We start from the raw sequence: 19,641 nt of genomic DNA, 5'->3' as shown, positions 1-19,641 counted from the left end.
CGACGGCGGCGCCCTACCCGGCGCCCCGTCCGTTTTCTGCACAGGAGAGCCCGTACCCCGGGCTTCAGACCCCATGCTCTTTCGTCGTTTTGAACAACTGATCGACATCTTCCGCGACGCTCCCAGCGCCACCCCGCCCAACCGGGTCCTGCCCTTCTACTTCCACTACATCAAGCAAGTCTGGCCGAGCTTCGTCGCCCTGCTGGTGGTGGGCCTGTTCGTGGCCCTGATCGAGGTGTCGCTGTTCAGCTACCTGAGCACCATCATCGACCTGGCCCAGGGCACCCCCAGCGTCCAGGTGTTCACCGACCACGGCCTGGAACTGGCCTGGATGGCGGTGGTGGCGCTGCTGTTCCGGCCCCTGATGGTGGGCCTGCACGACCTCCTGATGCACCAGACCATCAACCCTGGCATGACCAGCCTGATCCGCTGGCAGAACCACAGCTACGTGCTGCGCCAGAGCCTGAACTTCTTCCAGAACGACTTCGCCGGGCGCATCGCCCAGCGCATCATGCAGACCGGCTATTCGCTGCAGGACTCCTCGGTGCAGGTGATCGATGCCCTGTGGCACGTGACCATCTACGCCATCGGTTCCCTGGTGCTGTTCGCCGACGCCGACTGGCGCCTGATGATCCCGCTGCTGCTGTGGATCGCCGGCTTCATCGGTGCCATGCGCTACTTCGTGCCACGCATCCAGAAGCGCTCGGTGGACGCCTCCGACGCCCGCTCCAAGCTGATGGGGCGAATCGTCGACGGCTACACCAACATCACCACCCTCAAGCTCTTCGCCCACACCCACTTCGAGCAGAGCTACGCCCGCGAGGCGATCGCCGAGCAGACCGAAAAGAGCCAGCTGGCCGGGCGCGTGGTCACCGCCATGGACGTGACCATCACCAGCCTCAACGGCCTGCTGATCGCCGGCACCACCGGCCTGGCCCTGTGGCTGTGGAGCCAGTCGCTGATCAGCGCCGGGGCCATTGCCCTGGCCACCGGGCTGGTGATCCGCATCGTCAACATGTCCGGCTGGATCATGTGGGTGATCAACGGCATTTTCGAAAACATCGGCATGGTCGAGGACGGCCTGAAGACCATCGCCCAGCCCCTGCAACTCACCGACCGCGAGCAGGCACCAAAGCTGGCGGTGGCCCAGGGCGGCGTGCGTTTCGAACATGTGGAATTCCACTACGGCAAGGCCAACCGGGTCATCAGCGACCTCAACCTGGAGATCCGCCCGGGGGAGAAGATCGGCCTGATCGGCCCGTCCGGGGCCGGCAAATCAACCCTGGTCAACCTGCTGCTGCGCCTCTACGACCTGCAGGGCGGCAAGATCCTCATCGACGGCCAGGACATCGCCGGGGTAACCCAGGAAAGCCTGCGCGAACGCATCGGCATGATCACCCAGGACACCTCGCTGCTGCACCGCTCGATCCGCGACAACCTGCTCTACGGCCGCCCCGACGCCACCGACGAGGAGCTCTGGGAAGCAGTGCGCAAGGCTCGTGCCGACGAGTTCATCCCGTTGTTGTCCGACGCCCAGGGCCGCACCGGCTTCGACGCCCATGTCGGCGAGCGCGGGGTCAAGTTGTCCGGCGGCCAGCGCCAGCGCATCGCCATTGCCCGGGTGCTGCTCAAGGATGCGCCGATCCTGATCATGGACGAAGCCACCTCGGCCCTGGACTCGGAAGTGGAAGCGGCGATCCAGGAAAGCCTGGAGACCCTGATGCAAGGCAAGACCGTGATCGCCATTGCCCACCGCCTCTCGACCATCGCCCGCATGGACCGCCTGGTGGTCCTGGAACAGGGGCGCATCGCCGAGACCGGTACCCACGCCGAACTGCTGGCCCACGGCGGCCTGTATGCGCGCCTGTGGCAGCACCAGACCGGAGGCTTCGTCGGCATCGACTGAGCCTCCGGTCTGGTGCTGCCACAGGCTGCGATCGGCCCCGCAGGGGCCGTCGAACCGGAGTTCGCGGTTCGTCTGGTAAAACGCGGCGGCCGCCTTGCGAGTCCTGCGGACTCGATCGCAGCCTGCGGCAGCGGCTACAGGGTGCTAATCAGCTACAGAAAGTTGCCGCACAATGCGCCAGAGCCCCCGGTTTCAGGGGGCCCTGGCGTTTTTCATGGGCGAGTGGAATTGCGCCGAAAGCCTGCTGTACTCAGCCTAGGTTCCGGAGCGGAACCTGTAGTTAACCTGCGGGATGCATAACAGTTGTATCGCGTTGATAGGTTGACCTATCAAGGACTCTCTCATGTCTTTGTTCAAACGTTCTGTCACCGAATTGCTCGGTACGTTCTGGCTGGTCCTGGGCGGTTGCGGCAGCGCCGTGCTGGCGGCGGCCTTTCCCAACGTCGGTATCGGCCTGCTCGGGGTCGCCCTGGCCTTCGGCCTGACGGTGCTGACCATGGCCTTCGCCATCGGCCATATCTCCGGTTGCCACCTGAACCCCGCGGTGTCCGTCGGGCTGGTGGTGGGTGGACGCTTTCCGGCCAGGGAACTGCCGGCCTATATCGTCGCGCAGGTGATCGGCGGGGTAATCGCCGCGGCGCTGCTGTACTTCATCGCCAGCGGCAAGCCGGGGTTCGAACTGGCCTCGGGGCTGGCGTCCAACGGCTATGGCGCACACTCCCCCGGCGGCTATTCCATGGCCGCGGGTTTTGTCTGTGAGTTGGTGATGACCTTGATGTTCGTGGTGATCATCCTCGGCGCCACCGACAAACGCGCCCCGGCGGGGCTGGCGCCCATCGCCATCGGCCTGGCCCTGACCCTGATCCACCTGATCTCGATCCCGGTCACCAACACCTCGGTCAACCCGGCCCGCAGCACCGGACCGGCGCTGATCGTCGGCGGCTGGGCGTTGCAGCAGCTGTGGATGTTCTGGCTGGCGCCGATCCTTGGCGCAGTGATCGGCGGCGTGGTCTATCGGTGGCTGGGCAAGGAAGACGGCTGAGTAACGCCGGCGAGGGTCACGCCTGCCGATAGGGCAAGGCGTCCCTCGCCTCTTGCGCATAGGCGCGGATTCCGGCCTGTTCCTGTTGCAGGAAATCCTTCACCGCAGCCTTCAGCCCGGGATGGCGCAGGTAGTGCCAGGAGCGGGTGAGCACCGGTTCGAAGCCGCGAATCAGCTTGTGCTCGCCCTGGGCGCCGGCGTCGAAGCGCTGCAGCCCCTGGGCGATGGCGTACTCCATGCCCTGGTAGAAACAGGTCTCGAAATGCAGGCGGTCGAACTCCGCCAGGCACCCCCAGTAGCGCCCATAGAAACTGTCGCCGCCCACCAGGCTGAAGGCCATGGCCACCGGGCGCCCGCCCTGCTTGGCCAGGACCACGCGGATCGCTTCGGGCATGCGCTCGGCCAGCAGGCTGAAAAATGCTCGGGTCAGGTAGGGTGACTGGCGCCGCACCGCGTAGGTGTTGGCGTAGCAGGCATAGACGAAATCCCACTGCGCCTGGTCCAGTTCATGGCCTTCGAGCCACTGGAAATCAATGCCCTGCCCCGCCACCTGCTCGCGCTCCTTGCGCATCTGCTTGCGCTTGCGCGAGCTCAGGGCATCGAGGAAATCCTGAAAGTCCCGGTAGCCACGGTTCTGCCAGTGAAACTGGCAGCCCAGGCGCTGCAGCCAGCCCGGTTGCTGCTCCAGGGCCGCGTCGCTGAAATCGTCGGTGAAGTTGATATGGGCACTGGAAAGCCCTTCGATCTCCAGGTAGCCGGGCAGGCTTTTCAGCAGTTCGAGCGCATCTGCCTGGGTCGCTGCCAGCACCCGGGCGCCGCTCACCGGGCTGAACGGCACCGCCGTCAGCAGCTTGGGGTAGTAGTCGATTCCGGCCCGGTCGCAGGCATCCGCCCAGCCATGATCGAACACGTATTCGCCGTAGGAATGCCATTTGCGATAGCTGGGCAGCGCCGCCAGCAGCCGACCGTCTTCGACATGCAGCAGGTGCTCGGCCTGCCAGCCAGAGCGCGGGCCAAGGCTGCCGCTGTCTTCCAGGGCACTGAGAAAGGCGTGGCGCACAAAGGGTTGCCCGTCCTTGAGCAGGCCATCCCATTGCGCAGGATCGACGGCGGACAGGCTGTTCAAGGATTGCAGCGGCATCGGGGTCCCCGGAATTCAGATCGAACAACCCGGGGAGTATCCTCCATCCCCGGGTTCACCGAAACCGCCGCAGCGCTAGCGCCCCAGGTGCTCCGCCAGAAAGTCGATGAACACCCGGGACTTGCGCGGCAGGTGCGCACTGTTGGGAAACAGCACATGCACCGGCTGCGTGGCCAGCCGGTACTCGGGCAATACCCGCACCAGCCGCCCGTTGCCCAGGTCATCGAGGACCATCCACTCCGGCAGCACCGCCAGCCCCAGGCCGGCCAGGGCCATGGCGCGAATCGCCGTCGCCGAGTTGGACTCGTGCCCGGGGCTGACCTTGACCTCCACCTCGCCACGGCGCGGATGGCTGAAGGTCCAGCCCGGCGGCCCGCCCAGGTTGCTGTTGCCAATCCAGGGCCAGGCATCGAGCTCTTCAGGCTGCGTCACCTGCCGGTCCTTGAGCAGCGTCGGGCTGGCCACCAGGACAATGGCGTAGTCCGCCAGCTGGCGCCCCTTGAACCCCGAGTCCGCCAGGTGCCCGAGGCGGATCACCAGGTCGAGCTTTTCCGCCACCAGATCATTCAACGACGAGTTGAAGTGATAACTCAGGCGCACCTCGGGATAACGCGCGGTGAACAACGGCAGGATCGGCAACACGAACGTCTCGGCATACTCCGCCGTGGAGCTGATGCGCAACTTGCCACTGACCCGGTCGCGCCCGTGCAGCACATTGTCGAAGGCGGTGTCGATATTGGCGACAATCCCCTTGAACTCGTCGTAGAGGGCCTGGCCGGTCTCGGTCAGTGTCACCTGCCGCGTGGTGCGGATCAGCAAGGTGCTCGCCAGCGCTTGCTCCAGGGCCTTTATGTGCAGGCTGGCCATGGCCTTGCTGATGCCCAGGTACTGCGCGGCGCGGGTGTATGAGCCGAAGTCCACCACCGCAAGAAAGGTCTGTACCCGGTGCAGCTGGCCGTGAAAATTTTCGCTCACTGTCAAATCCTATTAAACAATGCGTCAAGTATAGGCACCTCGACACCCTCCCCCCAAGCTCCCTAAGCTGCGCGCCAAAAGGGAGACGGCATGACTTACAGATACAAAGTGGCGGTGGTATTCCTTCTCGGATTCTTCATCGACTGCGTCAACATTTTCATGTCGGCGGTGGCCATGCCCGCTATCGCCGCCCAACTGCAAGTGTCCAGCGCCGCCGTGGCCTGGGTCGCCAATGCCTACATCCTCGGCCTGACCCTGGTGATCGCCATCAGCACCTGGCTCGCGGCGCGTTTCGGCAACCGCCAGGTGCTCTGCGCCTCTATGCTGCTGTTCAGCGTTGCCGGGCTGATGTGCGGGCTGGCCGACAGCTTCATGCCACTGGTGTTCTGGCGGCTGGTCCAGGGCATGGCCGGCGGCCTGCTGATTCCCCTGGGGCAGGCACTGACCTTCAACCTGTTCCAGGGCACGCAACGGGCGCGGATCTCCACCCTGGTGATGGCCGTGGCGCTACTGGCGCCAGCGCTGTCGCCCACGGTGGGTGGGGCCATTGTCGACCACAGTTCCTGGCGCTGGGTGTTCTTCGCCAGCCTGCCGCTGTCGCTGCTGGCGGCGTTGCTGTCCTGGTGCTGGATCAACGCCGAGCGCTCGGCGCCACCGCCGCGCCCGGACCTGCGCGGCCTGCTGCTGGTGACTGCGAGCCTGGGCTGCCTGTTGCTCGGCATGTCGCTGTACGGCAGCGGCTACCCGGCCCATCAGGCCGCACCGGGCCTGGTTGCCGGCCTGCTATTGGCCGAGTGCTACCGGCGTCACTGTCGGGCCTGCGCCCGGCCCATCGTCGAACTGCGGCTGCTGAAAAATCCGCGCCTGGGCCTGTCGGTGGCTATCTATCACGCGATCCCCGGGCTCTTCACCGGGGTCAATCTGCTGAGCCTGTTCTTCCTTCAGGAAAGCTTGCACTTGAGCGCCCAGCACAGCGGCATGTTCATGCTGCTGTATGCCGCCGGCGCACTGCTGGCGATGCTCGCCTGCGGACGTTTGTACAATCGCCTGGGCGCCGCACGGCTGTTCGCCATCGCCCTGGTGCTGCACAGCGCCGGCATCGCCAGCCTGTACGGGGTCGATTCGCTGGCCGATCTGCCCCTGATCAGCCTGGCCTACCTGCTGATGGGCCTGGGCGGCGGCGCCGGTGCCAATACCGCGCAGACCACCGCCCTGCTGGACTTCGACGGCGCCGATACGCACAAGGCCAGCGTGATCTGGAACATCAACCGGCAGATGGCCTTCAGCCTCGGCGCGGCCTTGCTGTTGATGCTCTACAACCTGCTGCTGGGTTATCGGGGCGTCACCGGCGCCTACCACCTGAGCCTTTTGCTGGCCGCCGCAGCCGGCCTGCTACCCCTGTTGACCCTGAACCGACTCCCACCACCCGAGGTCTCCCATGCCCAACTCGATCGCTAGACAGGCGCAATACAGCGTGCACTGGATTCACCAACTGATTCACAGCGTCTTCACCAACCAGCGCGGGGATGCCGAGGCCTGCATCGATCCCTTGCTGGGGCTGTTCGCCGAAGACTTCCAGATGGTCACCACCGGCGGCGCCATGGTCGGCCGCGAGCAGGTGGAACAGCTGTTTCGCGAAGGCCTGGGCCAACGCCCCGGTCTGGAAATCAGCATCAGCCAGGTGCGCTGTGTGTGGCAGGAAGGCCAGAGCGCGGCGATCCACTACAAGGAAACCCACCGCCTGGGCCAGGTCGAAAGCGCGCGCCTGTCCCTGGCGATCATTCGCGTGCAGGGCGATGCGGCGCAGTGGCTGTACCTGCACGAAACCGCCTGCCCTTGAGAGGCGCCCGTGCAGCGGGCAAAAAAAAACCCCGCCGGGGCGGGGTTAAAAACGAGAGGAGCTATAACGGATGAGAAAGAGCTCTACCTGGGTGTTGCAACAGCCTTAGAACACGTACTGCACACGGGCTACGAGGGCATCGCCGCTGTCATCGCCAACGTTGTTGGTGATCTTGTCGGTGTTGACCTTGATGTAGTTGGCGGAAATCTTGATCGCCTCGTTGGCGTACCAGTTGACCCCGATGGTGTTCATGGTGGCCTTGGCATCGCCGACGTCACGGGTGGCGGTGGCGGCTACGACGTTCTTGTCATCGACCTTGATGTTGTCGTAGCGGTAGAACACTTCCCAGGCACCGTACTGCTTGTTCTCGGGCTTGATGGTGTCGAACTTGGCGCCGTCGAGTTTGTACACCCGGGCCTCGCCGGTCAGGGTATAGGCCAGTTGGCCGTAGAAACCGGTGGCCTTGACGTCCTTGTAGGCGTTGCTGTCGGCCTGCAGCTTGCGGGTCAGGTATTCCGCCTGGGCCGAGAACGGGCCGGTGGCGAAGGCGAATTCACCGCCGAACACCCGGTCATTGTCATAGGCGCCAACGGCCGTCTGGCTCGACGCGTTGAGGCCGGCGCCGCCGCCGAAGGTGGCACGGTTGCCGTTGGTGCCGGCATCGTTGCCGCCGTTGGTGGCGATACCACGCACGCCCAGGCGTGGGCGGATCCGCGAGTCGAAAGCGGTGTCGCTCACATCACGGCTGGCAAAGTCCAGACCGAAGTGCAGGACGTTGCCGGTCTCGTGCATCGGGGCGAACACGGCACGGGCGTTGAACTGCTTGACGCTGTCGCCGTCCTTGTCGTTGATGTCCTTGGCCGCCACGCTGCCGGACAGGTAGGCCATGTCGGCGACCACCGAGCTGGCCTGCAGGCCCATGCCGTTCTCGTGGGAGTTGACCCAGTCGGCCAGCTCGTAGGCGGCGTTACGCTCCATGGCGGTAACCCACTTGGAACTGGTGGCCTTCTCCAGGCCGAAGTCTTCGTCGAAGCGGCCGGCGCGCAGGGTCACCGGCTTGAAGCCGACGTAGGAGATGGACGCCTCGTCGAAGTAACCGTCATCGGCGGTGCCCGAGTTGTGGGAGAAGTCGTAGTTGATCTGGTATTTCCAATCCTTGTAGGCGGTGCCGCCCAATTCCAGATAGGCGCGGCGGAAGTACGCGCCGTCGCCGCTGTCACCATTCTTGGTGTAGAACCCGTCGAAACGGCCATAGTCGGCTTGCAGACGACCGCCCAGCTTGAAGCTGAACGCGGAGTCGGTGGTAGCAACCTCAAGGCCGCCCTTGGTTTTGACTACGATATCGGCGCCGTCGGTGGTGACGGTGCCAGCGAAAGCCTGGGCGGTTACTGCCAGGGCCAGGGCGCTGGCGGCAAAACCGGCGAAGTGCTTACGGATCATCGAAGAGTTCCCCTAATTGGTGGTCTGTAGCGTTGGAAAACACGCGGGGTTGGCCCGCTGGTGTTGGGTGGGAATCTTGGCGAGGGGTTATTTCAGCCGGGTTGCTAATAGATAAAGATTTGATTACAGGGGAACTTTTTTACTTCGAAATGAAATAAGGCAAAAAGCCTGTACTAGAGCCTTTGCCCTGGGTTTTGCGGGGGAATAGGGGGACACAAGAACACTGTCACCTTTGATCGGATGACAGTTTCATGTGGCGTCTGTAGCCGTCGAGCCCCGGCGAGGCGGCGAACGGCTCTGTAGGAGACGCCGCGATCCTGAGGGCGCTGGAGGTTCGACGGGAGACCGTCAAGCAAGGCCCTGAGGGCCTTTTCGCAGCCTCGCCGGGGCTCGACAGCGGCTACCGAGCCATGGGGGAGGCAGGATCAGCGGTGGTTCTGGCGCTCGGCGGCCAGACGCTCGGCCAGTTCGTCGAGACCTTCCAGGGGCGGCTCCGGAAGCACCCGCAAGGTGGCCTGGAGCAGGCGCATCTGGCGAATGAAACGCCGGCAGTTGGGGCAGAACAACAGATGATGGCGCACCATCAAGCGCTCGCGAAAGCTCAACTGGCCATCGAGATAATCGCTGGATCGTGCCACTTGTTCCTTGCAGGTCAGCATTGGCCGGTTTCCTCAAAATGCTCCACGGTGGCGAAGACCTTCAGACGCGCCCGGTGCAGCAGTACCCGGACATTGGAGAGCGTGAGCCCCAAAAGGTTACAGATCTCTTCCAGCTCCAGGCCCTGGCGTTCGCGCAACAGCAGGACACTGCTCTGCAACTCCGACAGGCTGAGCAAGGTGTGCTCCAGGCAGTCACGCAGTTCGGACTCGGTCAGCAGGGCCTCCGGGGTGTCTTCGTGCCAGGCGAAAGGCGCCACCAGCCAGTGACCATCGCTGGAGGAGAAACGCTCATCACCCACGGTGCCATGGGGCGCCGGCAGATCGTCGAGCAACACTTCCCGGCGGTTCTGCTTGTAGCGGCCCTTGGCCGCGTTGGCGGTGATGGTCAGCAGCCAGGTCTTGAGGCTGGAACGTCCCTGGAAACCCGCCAGGTTGCGCACCACCGACAGCCAGGCGTCCTGTACCACTTCGTCGGCGTGGCGGTTGCCGACAATGGCGTAGGCCACGGCGCGCATGGCGCTCTGGTAGGTGCCGACCAGTTCCTTGTAAGCCTTTTGTTCGCCCGCCAACAGGCGCTCTAGCAGTTGCGTGTCATCAGCAGCGGCCATTCGTGCCTCGTTCAATCATGCAGGTTTGAGGGGGTGTGACGCGCCAATCCCGCCCGACGCCACACCCCAACCCTGAATCAACGCTTGCGCAGCAACACGCTACCGATCGAATAACCGGCGCCAAAGGAGCTGAGCACGGCCAGGGAACCGCTGGCCAGGTCGTCCTGGTACTTGTGGAAGGCAATCACCGAACCCGCCGAACTGGTGTTGGCGTAAGTGTCGAGAATCACCGGCGCTTCTTCCACCGAGGCTTCGCGGCCCAGGAGCTTCTTGACGATCAGGTGGTTCATGCTGAGGTTGGCCTGGTGCAGCCAGAAGCGCTTCACGTCGCTGACGTTGAGCTGGTTTTCTTCCAGGTGCGCAGCGATCAGCTCGGCCACCATCGGGCATACATCGCGAAATACCTTGCGGCCTTCCTGGACGAACAGCTTGTCGCGGGCACCGATACCCTCTTCCGCGGCGCGGTTGAGGAAGCCGAAGTTGTTGCGGATGTTGTTGGAGAACTGGGTCAGCAGCTTGGTGCTGACGATGTCGAACTGGTGCTCGGAGGTGGCCAGGTCGGCTCGCTCGATGACCACCGCAGTGGCGGCGTCGCCGAAGATGAAGTGGCTGTCGCGGTCACGGAAGTTCAGGTGCCCGGTGCAGACTTCCGGGTTGACCATCAGGATCGCCCGGGCCTGGCCCAGTTGCACGCTGTTGCAGGCCGCCTGGATGCCGAAGGTCGCCGAGGAGCAGGCCACGTTCATGTCGAAGCCAAAACCCTGGATGCCCAGTGCGGCCTGGACTTCGATGGCGATGGCCGGGTAGGCGCGCTGCAGGTTGGAGCAGGCGACGATCACCCCGTCGATGTCGGCGGCAGTCTTGCCGGCCCGCTGCAGGGCTTGCTCGGCGGCGGCCACGGCCATCTGGCAGAGTACCGACCATTCGTCGTTGGAGCGTTCCGGCAGGCGTGGAGCCATGCGCTGCGGGTCGAGGATGCCGTCCTTGTCCATGACGAAGCGGCTCTTGATGCCCGAGGCCTTTTCGATGAAGGCAGCGTTGGATTCGGTCAGGGCCTGCACTTCGCCGCGCTCGATGGCGGCAGCGTTGTCACTGTTGAACTGGTGGACGTAGGTATTGAACGATTCCACCAGCTCTTCGTTGGAGATGCTGTTGGCCGGGGTAAACAGGCCGGTGCCGCTGATGACGACGTTGTGCACGGTCGTTCCTCTAATGTGTTGAGGCAGAAGGTATTGGCACTCACGTGCCAAACCGTAAAGGGACGACTCCCGCCAAGGGAGCCGTTTCTGGCATCGCTTTATTCCGATCCGCCCAGGCTGCCTGCGATGCAGAAAGCCGGGGCCGGCATTTATGACGGCGGAGTTTGCCATAACCTCCGCCATTTCGCCGCAACTGCAAGATCGACGGAGTCAACCCTGTACCGCCCCTGGCGGCGCTTTCGCTAGCACGCCAGCGCCTGCGAAGGGCTTTAGATCAGGCGTCGACCAGGCTCCACTGCTTGCTCAGGCGCTTGTCGGAAATCGGCACCTTGGTCCCCAACTGCTGGGCGAACAGGGACACCCGGTACTCCTCCAGCCACCAGCGGTACAGCTCCAGCTGCGGGTCGCGCTTGCCTTCCTGGGCATGCTTCTGGGCCCGGGTCTGGTACTGGCTCCACAGGCCCGTGAGCTCGCTGCTCCAGACCCGGTCCTTCTGCACCTGGCTGCCGAGTTTCTCGAAGCGCAGTTCCACGGCCTTGAGGTAACGCGGCAGTTCCTTGAGCCACAGGGCCGGGGTTTCCCGGACAAAGCCCGGGTACACCAGGTTCGCCAGCTGGGCCTTGATGTCGTTGAGGGCCACGGCCTGGGCCAGGTCGATCTTGCCCTTGAAGCGCTTTTGCAGGCCGTGCCAGAGCTTGAGGATCTCCAGGGTCAGGCGTGCCAGGCGCTCGGCGTGCTCGGTCCAGGCACCACGCTTGCGCTCGGCCAGGGAGGCCAGGCCCGCGCCATCCCGAGGCAGCACGGCCTCGCCTTCAAGAATGCAACTGTCGAGGCTGGCCAGGAGAATGTCCTCCACCAGCGCATCGACCCGGCCCAGTTCGCGGTACAGCAGGCCCAGCTCGGTAAGGCCCGGCAACTTGCCCCGCAGGAACTTGGCCGGCTCGGCCAGTTGCTGCAACAGCAGGCGCTGCAAGGCCCGGCGATGCTGGAACTCGGCTTCGGCAGCGGTGGAGAAGCGCCCTTCCTTGACCGTACCCGCCTCCTCCACCAGGGCCGGGTACACCGTCATCGACAGCCCGGCGATCTTCTGCTGGGTCTTTTCCGCCACCGCGGCAAATACCTTGGCTTGCACCGGTTGCTGGCTCTTGGCAGTCTGCGGCACCGCCAGGGCAGCCTGGCTGGCTTCGGCGAAACGCGCGGTCAGTTCGGCCAGGTCCCGGCCTTCGCCGAGGAACTTGCCCTGGGCGTCGACGATTTCCAGGTTCATCCGCAGGTGGCTTTCCACCTGTTGTTCAGCTTCGCTCCAGGCCTCGTCGCTGACCCGGGCACCGGTCATGCGCAGCAGCTCGCGGCCCAGGGCCTGGGGCAAGGAGCCCTCGGCGAAGACCATGCGCTGCAGGGCGGCCTTGACGAAGTCCGGCACCGGCACGAAGTTCTTGCGCAGGGCCTTGGGCAGGTTGCGCACCAGGGCGATGCACTTGGCCTCGATCAGCCCCGGCACCAGCCATTCCAGGCGTTCGGCGGGCAGTGCCGGCAGCAGCGGCGCCGGCACCCGCAGGGTCACGCCGTCCCGGGGATGGTTGGGTTCGAAGTGGTAACTCAGGGCCAGTTCCAGGTCACCGATATGCAGGGTGTCCGGGTACTGCTTGGCGGTGACCTCGCTGGCCTCGCGGGCGAGCACGTCTTCCTCGCGCATGATCAACAACTGCGGGTTCTTCTGGCTGTGCACCCGGTACCAACTGTCGAAGGTCGCGGTCTGGTGGATCTCCGCCGGCAAACGTGCGTCGTAGAAGGCGAACAGGGTTTCCTCGTCGGCCAGGATGTCGCGGCGCCGGGCCTTGGCTTCCAGGGCATCGAGCTGTTCCAGCAACTGGGTGTTGGCGCTCAGGCACTTGGCCTTGGACTGGATTTCGCCACGCACCAGGGCCTCGCGGATGAACAGCTCGCGGGACACCACCGGGTCCACCGGGCCGTAATGCACTGGCCGGCGGCCGACCACGATCAGGCCGAACAGGGTGATCTGCTCGTAGGCCACTACCTGGCCGCGCTTCTTCTCCCAATGGGGCTCGAAGTGGTTCTTCTTCACCAGATGGCCGGCCAGGGGCTCGATCCAGTCCGGCTCGATCTTGGCCACCATGCGCGCATAGAGCTTGGTGGTTTCCACCAGCTCGGCGGTCATCAGCCATTGCGGGCGCTTCTTGCCCAGGCCCGAGGACGGGTGGATCCAGAAGCGCCGCTGGCGGGCCCCCAGGTAGTCGCCGTCTTCGGTCTTCTGGCCGATCTGGCTGAGCAGGCCTACCAGCACCGCCTTGTGCAGTTTCGGGTAGTCCGCCGGCTCCTTGTTCAGGCTCAGTTGCAGGTCGCGGCAGATCAGGCTCAACTGCCGGTGCGAATCACGCCACTCGCGCAGGCGCAGGTAGTTCAGGAAATTCTTGCGGCACCAGTTGCGCAGCGGGCTGGCGGTGAGGGCCTGGCGCTGTTCTTCGAAGCCGCGCCACAGGTTGACCAGCCCGGCGAAGTCCGAATCCACGTCCTTCCACTGGGCGTGGGCCTGATCGGCGGCCTGCTGGCGCTCCGGCGGACGCTCGCGGGGGTCCTGGATCGACATGGCGCTGGCGACGATCAGCACTTCCTGGAGGCTGCCGAGCTTGGCCGCTTCCAGCAGCATGCGGCCCATGCGCGGATCCACCGGCAGGCGCGCCAGTTGCCGGCCCAGTGGTGTCAGCTGGCTGTTGCGGTCGACCGCCGAGAGTTCCTGCAGCAGGTTGAAACCGTCGCTGATGGCCTTGCCATCCGGCGGCTCGATAAACGGGAAGGCAGTGATTTCCCCCAGGCGCAGGTGCAGCATCTGCAGGATCACCGCCGCCAGGTTGGTACGCAGGATCTCCGGGTCGGTGAATTCCGGCCGGCCGAGGAAATCTTCCTCGCTGTACAGGCGTACGCAGATCCCCGGTTCGACCCGGCCGCAACGGCCCTTGCGCTGGTTGGCGCTGGCCTGGGAAATCGCCTCGATGGGCAGGCGCTGGACCTTGGCCCGGTAGCTGTAGCGGCTGATGCGCGCAGTGCCGCTGTCGATCACGTAGCGGATGCCCGGCACAGTCAGCGAGGTTTCGGCGACGTTGGTGGCCAGCACCACGCGGCGGCCCGGGTGGGACTGGAAGATGCGCTGCTGTTCGGCCGGCGACAGGCGCGCGTACAGCGGCAGGATCTCGGTGTGCTTGAGCTGGGCCTTGCGCAGCATCTCCGCGGCGTCGCGGATCTCCCGCTCGCCGGGCAGGAACACCAGCACATCCCCGGGCTGCGCCTTTCACTGCGTTCATGGGCGGCGATTTCATCCAGGGTGGCGAGGATCGCCTGGTCCACCGTGAGGTCGTCCTCGACCCGGTTGCCCTCCTCGTCCTGTTCCAGGGTCAACGGGCGATACCAGGTTTCCACCGGGAAGGTACGGCCGGAGACCTCGACGATCGGCGCGTTATCGAAGTGCTTGGAGAAGCGCTCAAGGTCGATGGTCGCCGAGGTGATGATGACCTTCAGGTCCGGGCGCCGCGGCAACAGGGTCTTGAGGTAGCCGAGGAGGAAGTCGATGTTCAGGCTGCGCTCGTGGGCCTCGTCGACGATGATCGTGTCGTAGCGTTCCAGGTAGCGATCGTTCTGGGTTTCCGCCAGCAGGATGCCGTCGGTCATCAGCTTGATCAGGGTGCTGGAATCGCTCTGGTCCTCGAAGCGCACCTGGTAGCCCACCAGCGAGCCCAGGGGCGTGGCCAGCTCTTCGGCGACCCGGCTGGCCACGCTGCGGGCGGCAATCCGTCGGGGCTGGGTATGGCCGATCAGGCCATGCTGGCCACGACCGATTTCCAGGCAGATCTTCGGCAACTGGGTGGTCTTGCCCGAGCCGGTCTCGCCGGCAATGATCAGCACCTGATGCTTGAGCAGCGCCTCCTTGATCTCGTCGCGCTTGGCGGCAATCGGCAGGCTGTCGTCATAGCGGATCTGCGGCACGCTCTGGCGCCGCGCCGTCACCAGGTTGCAGGAAGCCTGCATGCGCTCCAGCCACTGGGCGAGCTTGGCCTCGTCGGGCTTCTTGCGCAGTTCGAGCAACTGCCGGCGCAACCGGTGACGGTCGCCGAGCATGGCTTGATCGAGGTTTTTCAGCAGTTGGTCGATTGCAGGCGATTCGTCAGTCATCAGGTACGCAAGGGTCGTCTATTTAGGCAGGGCGCGATTGTCGCAGAAAAGTCCATGCAATACGTAGGAGCCGGCTTGTCGGCGAAGGGGCCATTGAGGGCGCCTTCGCCGGCAAGCCGGCTCCTGCACGTCTATTTATTCGTCTTCCAGGCCTTGGCGCCGGTAAGGGAAGACATCGATCACCTTGCCGGCGCGGATGGCCTCCTGCAGGCCCTTCCAGTAATCGGCGTTGTACAGCTCGCCGTGCAGCTGGTCGAACAGCTTGCGCTGGCCGGCATCGGCGAACAGGAACGGCGGGAACTCCTCGGGGAACACGTCGTGGGGGCCGATGGAGTACCAGGGCTCGGAAGCCATTTCATCTTCCGGGGTACGGGGGGCCGGAATGTGGCGGAAGTTGGCTTCGGTGAGGAAGCAGATTTCGTCGTAGTCATAGAACACCACCCGGCCATGGCGGGTGACGCCGAAGTTCTTCAGCAGCATGTCGCCGGGGAAGATGTTGGCCGCCGCCAGCTGCTTGATCGCCAGGCCATAGTCCTCCAGGGCCTCGCGCACCTGGGCTTCATTGGCATGTTCCAGGTAGAGGTTGAGCGGGGTCATGCGCCGCTCGGTCCAGCAGTGGCGGATCAGTACCGTCTGGCCTTCCACCGCCACCGTGGAGGGCGCCACTTCCAGCAGTTCCTCAAGGCACGCCGGGTCGAACTTGCTCAGGGGGAAGCGGAAGTCGGCGAACTCCTGGGTATCGGCCATGCGGCCCACCCGATCCACGCTTTTCACCAGCCGGTATTTCTCGATCACCGTGGCCCGGTCGACGTTCTTCGACGGCGAGAAGCGGTCCTTGATGATCTTGAACACGGTGTTGAAGCCCGGCAGGGTGAACACGCTCATGACCATGCCGCGCACCCCGGGGGCCATGATGAAGCGATCGTCGGTGCTGGCCAGGTGGTTGATCAGGGCACGGTAGAACTCCGACTTGCCGTGCTTGTAGAAACCGATGGAGGTGTACAGCTCGGCGATGTGCTTGCCAGGCAGGATGCGCTTGAGGAAGCCGATGAATTCCGCCGGCACCGGCACGTCCACCATGAAGTAGGAACGGGTGAAGGAAAAGATGATCGAGACGTCCGCCTCGTCGGTGATCAGCGCGTCGATCTGGATCCCCCGGCCTTCGCGGTGCAGTAGCGGGATCACCAGCGGCCACTGTTCTTCATGGGTGAAGATGCGCCCCACCAGGTAGGCGCCCTTGTTGCGGTAGAGCACCGAGGAAAACAGTTCCAGGGTCAGTTCCGGGTCCTTGCACACCCAGTCCGGCAGGTTCTCCCGCAATTGCGCCTCCAGGCGCCGCAGGTCCCCGGCAGGTCGGCGTAGTCCTCGCTGAAGCGGTAGTCGGCGAATACCTGTTCGAGCATCGTCGCCAGTTCGCCCTGGGGCTTGTAGCTGCGGGTCTGCGCGGCCCGGGCCCGGCGCAGGCTGGGCCGGGTAGTGTGGATGAACATGCAGCCGTCGCTGATCAGGTCGTGGCTGAACAGGCCGCAGAAGATCGAGTTGTACCAGGTCTCGGACAGCTCATCGTCAAAGCGCAGGTCGATCAGGCTGATGTAGGCGCTTTTTACCAGTGGCCACTGGCTGACATCCATCAGCGACTCGGAGCTGAAGGCCTGGTGCAGGCGCGCCACGGTCTCGCCCACCTTCTCTTCATACAGGTTGATCCGCGCTGCCGAGGCCTTTTGCGCTTGCTGCCACTGCGCCTGCTCGAAGCGTTGCCGGGCACCGTCGGTGATCTGGCGAAAGTGCTCGCGGTAGTCGTCGAAGCCATCGAGGATCATTCGAGCGATATCGGCGGCGGGCCATGACTGCGACATAAAGAGACCTCTGCGGGAATTTACGATGCCAGAGCTTAGCCAGTGAAACGAGGTGAAGAGAAGCGTATTTTTGTGATGGGATGTACGCCGAAAAATGACCCGGCGGTCGTTCTGTCTCCAGGCCTCTGCAACGCAGGATTGAACGCAACAATCGGGGTGCGGGTTTTCTTCGCCCCGTGCGCCAATAAGGTTTGCCATGCCCGGCCACGCTGGGCAAGATCCCTCGCCCCGAACCCAAGGAACCTCCTGTGAAACCTGTCGATCTGCTGCGCCTGCTGTCGCTGGCCGCCATCTGGGGCGCGAGCTTCTTGTTCATGCGCATCATCGCCCCGGTGCTGGGCAGCGTGCCCACGGCCTTCTTCCGGGTGTCCATCGCTGCGCTCGGGCTGCTGGTGATGCTGGCCTTGATGCGGGTCGACTGGAACTTCCGCGGCAAGCTCAAGACCGTGCTGCTGCTCGGGGTGATCAACTCCGGAATACCCGCGACGATGTACTCGGTGGCGGCCCAGGTGCTGCCCGCCGGCTACTCGGCGATCTTCAATGCCACCACGCCGTTGATGGGGGTGCTGATCGGCGGCCTGTTTTTCCATGAACGCCTGACCCCGAGCAAATTCGCCGGGGTCTGCCTGGGCCTGCTCGGCGTCGGCATCCTGACCCGCGCCGGCCCCGTGGCCTTCGACCGAGACCTGCTGCTGGGCGCCCTGTCCTGCTTGATGGCCACCACCTGCTACGGCTTCGCCGGGTTCCTCGCCCGACGCTGGCTGGACCAGGCCGGCGGCCTGGACAGCCGCCTGTCGGCCCTGGGCAGCATGCTGGGAGCGACCCTGCTGCTGTTGCCGCTGTTCGCCTACAACGCCATCAGCCAGCCGCCCCCCAGCTGGGGTGGCTGGAGCGTATGGCTATCGCTTTTGGGGCTGGGGCTGGGCTGCACCGCGTTTGCCTACGTGCTGTATTTCCGCCTGCTCAGCGCCATCGGCCCGGTGCGCTCGATGACCGTGACCTTCATGATCCCGCCATTCGGCGTACTGTGGGGCGCGTTGCTGCTGAACGAGCCGCTGTCCATGGCCCACCTGTATGGCGGCGCGCTGATTGCCGCCGCGCTGTGGCTGGTGCTCAGGCCGGCGGCAAAGGCCGCAGCCTGAAACAGGCTGCCGGCATCTGCTCAAGGCCTGTTGCGGCCGCCCAGGGTCAAAGCGTGGCGTTGCTCATTTCTCCGTCCACCAGGCGTCGTATACCCAGCGGGTTGGCATTGCGCAGGGCTTCAGGCAGCAGCGCGTCCGGGTAGTTCTGGAAACATACCGGGCGCAGGAAGCGCGCGATCGCCAGGCTGCCTACCGAGGTGCCACGGGCATCCGACGTTGCCGGATAAGGCCCGCCGTGAACCATCGCATCGCAGACTTCGACCCCGGTCGGATAGCCATTGAGCAATAGCCGGCCGACCTTTTCCTGCAAGACCTCGCTGAGCCAGCGATGCTCCAGCAGTTCCTGTTCCTCGCCGATCAAGGTCGCGGTCAGTTGCCCACGCAGCCCCTGCAAGGCCGCCGCCAGTTCACGCTGATCCGCCACTTCGATGACGATGCTGGCCGGGCCGAAGACTTCCTCCTGAAGCAGTTCATCGCCCTCCAGCAACAGGCTGACATCGGCCTGAAATAGCTGAGCCTGTGCCTGGGCGCCCTGCTGTGGCCGCCCCGCCAGGTGCCGCAGACGTGGATGCTGGTGCAAGGCTGCAAGCCCCTGGCAATAGCTGACCAGCGTGCCGCTGTTGAGCATGGTCTGCGGCGCCTGCTGGTCCATCTGCGTGCTGAACTGCTGGAGAAAGGCGCTGAACTGCGGCGAGCGCAGGCCGATGATCAGGCCAGGATTGGTACAGAACTGACCCGCACCCAAGGTCACCGAACCCGCCAGTTCGGCGGCGATCTGCGAACCCCGGGCCCTGAGAGCCTCGGGCAGCAGGATCACCGGGTTGATGCTCGACATCTCGGCGAACACCGGGATCGGCTGCGGCCGGGTCGCGGCCATCTGGCACAAGGCATTGCCACCCTTGAGGGAGCCGGTAAAGCCCACCGCCTGGATCGCCGGGTGCTTGACCAGCCACTCCCCGACCCCGGCTCCGTAGATCATGTTGAACACTCCGGCGGGCATCCCGCTGCGCTGCGCCGCGCGGATGATCGCGTCCGCCACCCACTCGGCAGTCGCCATGTGCCCGCTGTGGGCCTTGAACACCACCGGGCAACCGGCGGCCAGGGCCGCAGCGGTGTCGCCACCGGCGGTGGAGAACGCCAGGGGGAAGTTGCTGGCACCAAACACCGCCACCGGGCCCAGGCCGATGTGGTACTGGCGCAGGTCCGGGCGCGGCAGCGGCTGGCGCTGGGGCAAGGCGCGATCGATGCGTGCAGCATAGAAGTCGCCTCGACGCAGGACCCTGGCGAACAAACGCAACTGGCCGCTGGTACGCCCTCGCTCGCCCTGAATGCGCCCGGCGGGCAAGGCAGTTTCCCGGCAGACAGTGGCGATGAAGTCATCCCCGAGGCCGTCCAGTTCATCGGCAATGGCATCGAGAAACTGCGCACGCCGCTCGGCGCTGAGGTTGCGGTACAGCGGGTAGGCCAGCGCCGCGGCCCGGGCCGCGGCATCCACTTCCGCCGCGGTCGCCTGAAAGAAGCTTCCCGGCAGGGCTTGGCCACTGCTGGCATCCAGGCTGTGCAACTGCACCTCGCCCAGAGCGCTGCGGGCGCCACCAATGTAGTTGTGTCCAGACAAGCGAGTCATGAGAATTCCTTGACCGGCGCC

12 protein-coding genes and 2 pseudogenes are annotated in these 19,641 nt (G+C 64.7%); 5 read left to right on the top strand and 9 right to left on the bottom strand.

The features are described 5' to 3' along the window. Positions 1-73: 73 nt before the first annotated feature. Together KI242_RS08075 and aqpZ are read left to right on the top strand one after the other, a co-directional pair. Positions 74-1,906, top strand: coding sequence for an ABC transporter ATP-binding protein (locus KI242_RS08075; RefSeq protein WP_015634574.1), 1,833 nt, complete (start codon positions 74-76; stop codon positions 1,904-1,906). Between the two features lie 343 nt (positions 1,907-2,249). Further along, entirely contained in the window at positions 2,250-2,948 is a 699-nt protein-coding gene (aqpZ, locus tag KI242_RS08070) for an aquaporin Z (protein WP_011059878.1), read from the top strand. A 16-nt stretch (positions 2,949-2,964) separates the two neighbouring features. On the opposite strand, the gene KI242_RS08065 is transcribed toward aqpZ, so the two are convergent. Together KI242_RS08065 and KI242_RS08060 are read right to left on the bottom strand one after the other, a co-directional pair. Then, positions 2,965-4,089: a GNAT family N-acetyltransferase gene (locus KI242_RS08065; RefSeq protein ID WP_011059877.1), complete on the bottom strand. Its 1,125-nt coding sequence runs from the start codon at positions 4,087-4,089 to the stop codon at positions 2,965-2,967. 75 nt (positions 4,090-4,164) lie between these two features. Continuing rightward, complete coding sequence (locus tag KI242_RS08060) at positions 4,165-5,070, bottom strand: LysR family transcriptional regulator (protein WP_212806045.1); 906 nt, start codon at positions 5,068-5,070, stop codon at positions 4,165-4,167. 84 nt (positions 5,071-5,154) lie between these two features. On the opposite strand from KI242_RS08060, the gene KI242_RS08055 reads away from it, so the two are divergent. Both KI242_RS08055 and KI242_RS08050 read left to right on the top strand, forming a co-directional pair. Then, a complete protein-coding gene (locus tag KI242_RS08055; RefSeq protein WP_077933558.1) occupies positions 5,155-6,522 on the top strand; it encodes an MFS transporter in 1,368 nt (455 codons plus the stop codon). Continuing rightward, positions 6,503-6,904 (top strand): nuclear transport factor 2 family protein, encoded by a 402-nt coding sequence (locus KI242_RS08050; RefSeq protein ID WP_026019998.1) that lies wholly within the window; start codon positions 6,503-6,505, stop codon positions 6,902-6,904. Before KI242_RS08055 ends, KI242_RS08050 begins: the two co-directional genes overlap by 20 nt. 105 nt (positions 6,905-7,009) lie before the next feature. Here the strand turns inward: KI242_RS08050 and KI242_RS08045 are convergent, their stop codons facing one another. From KI242_RS08045 to aceK, 6 genes and pseudogenes are all read right to left on the bottom strand, one after another. Continuing rightward, the gene (locus KI242_RS08045; RefSeq protein ID WP_011059873.1) at positions 7,010-8,344 is read right to left on the bottom strand and encodes an OprO/OprP family phosphate-selective porin; all 1,335 of its coding nucleotides are present in this window, start codon (positions 8,342-8,344) and stop codon (positions 7,010-7,012) included. Between the two features lie 425 nt (positions 8,345-8,769). Beyond that, positions 8,770-9,003, bottom strand: coding sequence for a zf-HC2 domain-containing protein (locus KI242_RS08040; protein ID WP_011059872.1), 234 nt, complete (start codon positions 9,001-9,003; stop codon positions 8,770-8,772). Further along, positions 8,997-9,611, bottom strand: a complete 615-nt coding sequence (locus KI242_RS08035; RefSeq protein ID WP_041116570.1) for an RNA polymerase sigma factor — start codon at positions 9,609-9,611, stop codon at positions 8,997-8,999. The genes KI242_RS08040 and KI242_RS08035 overlap by 7 nt, the downstream gene beginning before the upstream one ends. A 77-nt stretch (positions 9,612-9,688) precedes the next feature. Further along, the gene (locus KI242_RS08030; protein WP_019093329.1) at positions 9,689-10,810 is read right to left on the bottom strand and encodes a beta-ketoacyl-ACP synthase III; all 1,122 of its coding nucleotides are present in this window, start codon (positions 10,808-10,810) and stop codon (positions 9,689-9,691) included. Between the two features lie 274 nt (positions 10,811-11,084). Next, positions 11,085-14,995, bottom strand: a pseudogene (gene hrpA, locus KI242_RS08025) (ATP-dependent RNA helicase HrpA). Between the two features lie 135 nt (positions 14,996-15,130). Beyond that, a pseudogene (gene aceK, locus KI242_RS08020) lies at positions 15,131-16,815 on the bottom strand (bifunctional isocitrate dehydrogenase kinase/phosphatase). Between the two features lie 284 nt (positions 16,816-17,099). On the opposite strand from aceK, the gene KI242_RS08015 reads away from it, so the two are divergent. After that, on the top strand, positions 17,100-17,993 hold the full coding sequence (locus KI242_RS08015) for a DMT family transporter (RefSeq protein WP_011059867.1): 894 nt from the start codon (positions 17,100-17,102) through the stop codon (positions 17,991-17,993). A 46-nt stretch (positions 17,994-18,039) separates the two neighbouring features. Here KI242_RS08015 and KI242_RS08010 read toward each other — a convergent pair whose 3' ends face one another. Then, a complete protein-coding gene (locus tag KI242_RS08010; protein ID WP_212806044.1) occupies positions 18,040-19,620 on the bottom strand; it encodes an aldehyde dehydrogenase (NADP(+)) in 1,581 nt (526 codons plus the stop codon). Between the last annotated feature and the right edge of the window lie 21 nt (positions 19,621-19,641).

The organism is Pseudomonas sp. Eqa60, assembly GCF_018326405.1.
GTDB lineage: Bacteria > Pseudomonadota > Gammaproteobacteria > Pseudomonadales > Pseudomonadaceae > Aquipseudomonas > Aquipseudomonas protegens.
The sequence above is the reverse complement of the archived record's forward strand: the minus strand, read 5'-3'. Positions and strand labels throughout refer to the sequence as shown.

What these genes read in the sequence shown, in the direction of transcription:
- KI242_RS08075 (WP_015634574.1), top strand. Translation starts at nt 74, where the DNA reads ATGCTCTTTCGTCGTTTTGAACAACTGATCGACATCTTCCGCGACGCT.
- aqpZ (WP_011059878.1), top strand. Translation starts at nt 2,250, where the DNA reads ATGTCTTTGTTCAAACGTTCTGTCACCGAATTGCTCGGTACGTTCTGG.
- KI242_RS08065 (WP_011059877.1), bottom strand. Translation starts at nt 4,089, where the DNA reads ATGCCGCTGCAATCCTTGAACAGCCTGTCCGCCGTCGATCCTGCGCAA.
- KI242_RS08055 (WP_077933558.1), top strand. Translation starts at nt 5,155, where the DNA reads ATGACTTACAGATACAAAGTGGCGGTGGTATTCCTTCTCGGATTCTTC.
- KI242_RS08050 (WP_026019998.1), top strand. Translation starts at nt 6,503, where the DNA reads ATGCCCAACTCGATCGCTAGACAGGCGCAATACAGCGTGCACTGGATT.
- KI242_RS08045 (WP_011059873.1), bottom strand. Translation starts at nt 8,344, where the DNA reads ATGATCCGTAAGCACTTCGCCGGTTTTGCCGCCAGCGCCCTGGCCCTG.
- KI242_RS08040 (WP_011059872.1), bottom strand. Translation starts at nt 9,003, where the DNA reads ATGCTGACCTGCAAGGAACAAGTGGCACGATCCAGCGATTATCTCGAT.
- KI242_RS08035 (WP_041116570.1), bottom strand. Translation starts at nt 9,611, where the DNA reads ATGGCCGCTGCTGATGACACGCAACTGCTAGAGCGCCTGTTGGCGGGC.
- KI242_RS08010 (WP_212806044.1), bottom strand. Translation starts at nt 19,620, where the DNA reads ATGACTCGCTTGTCTGGACACAACTACATTGGTGGCGCCCGCAGCGCT.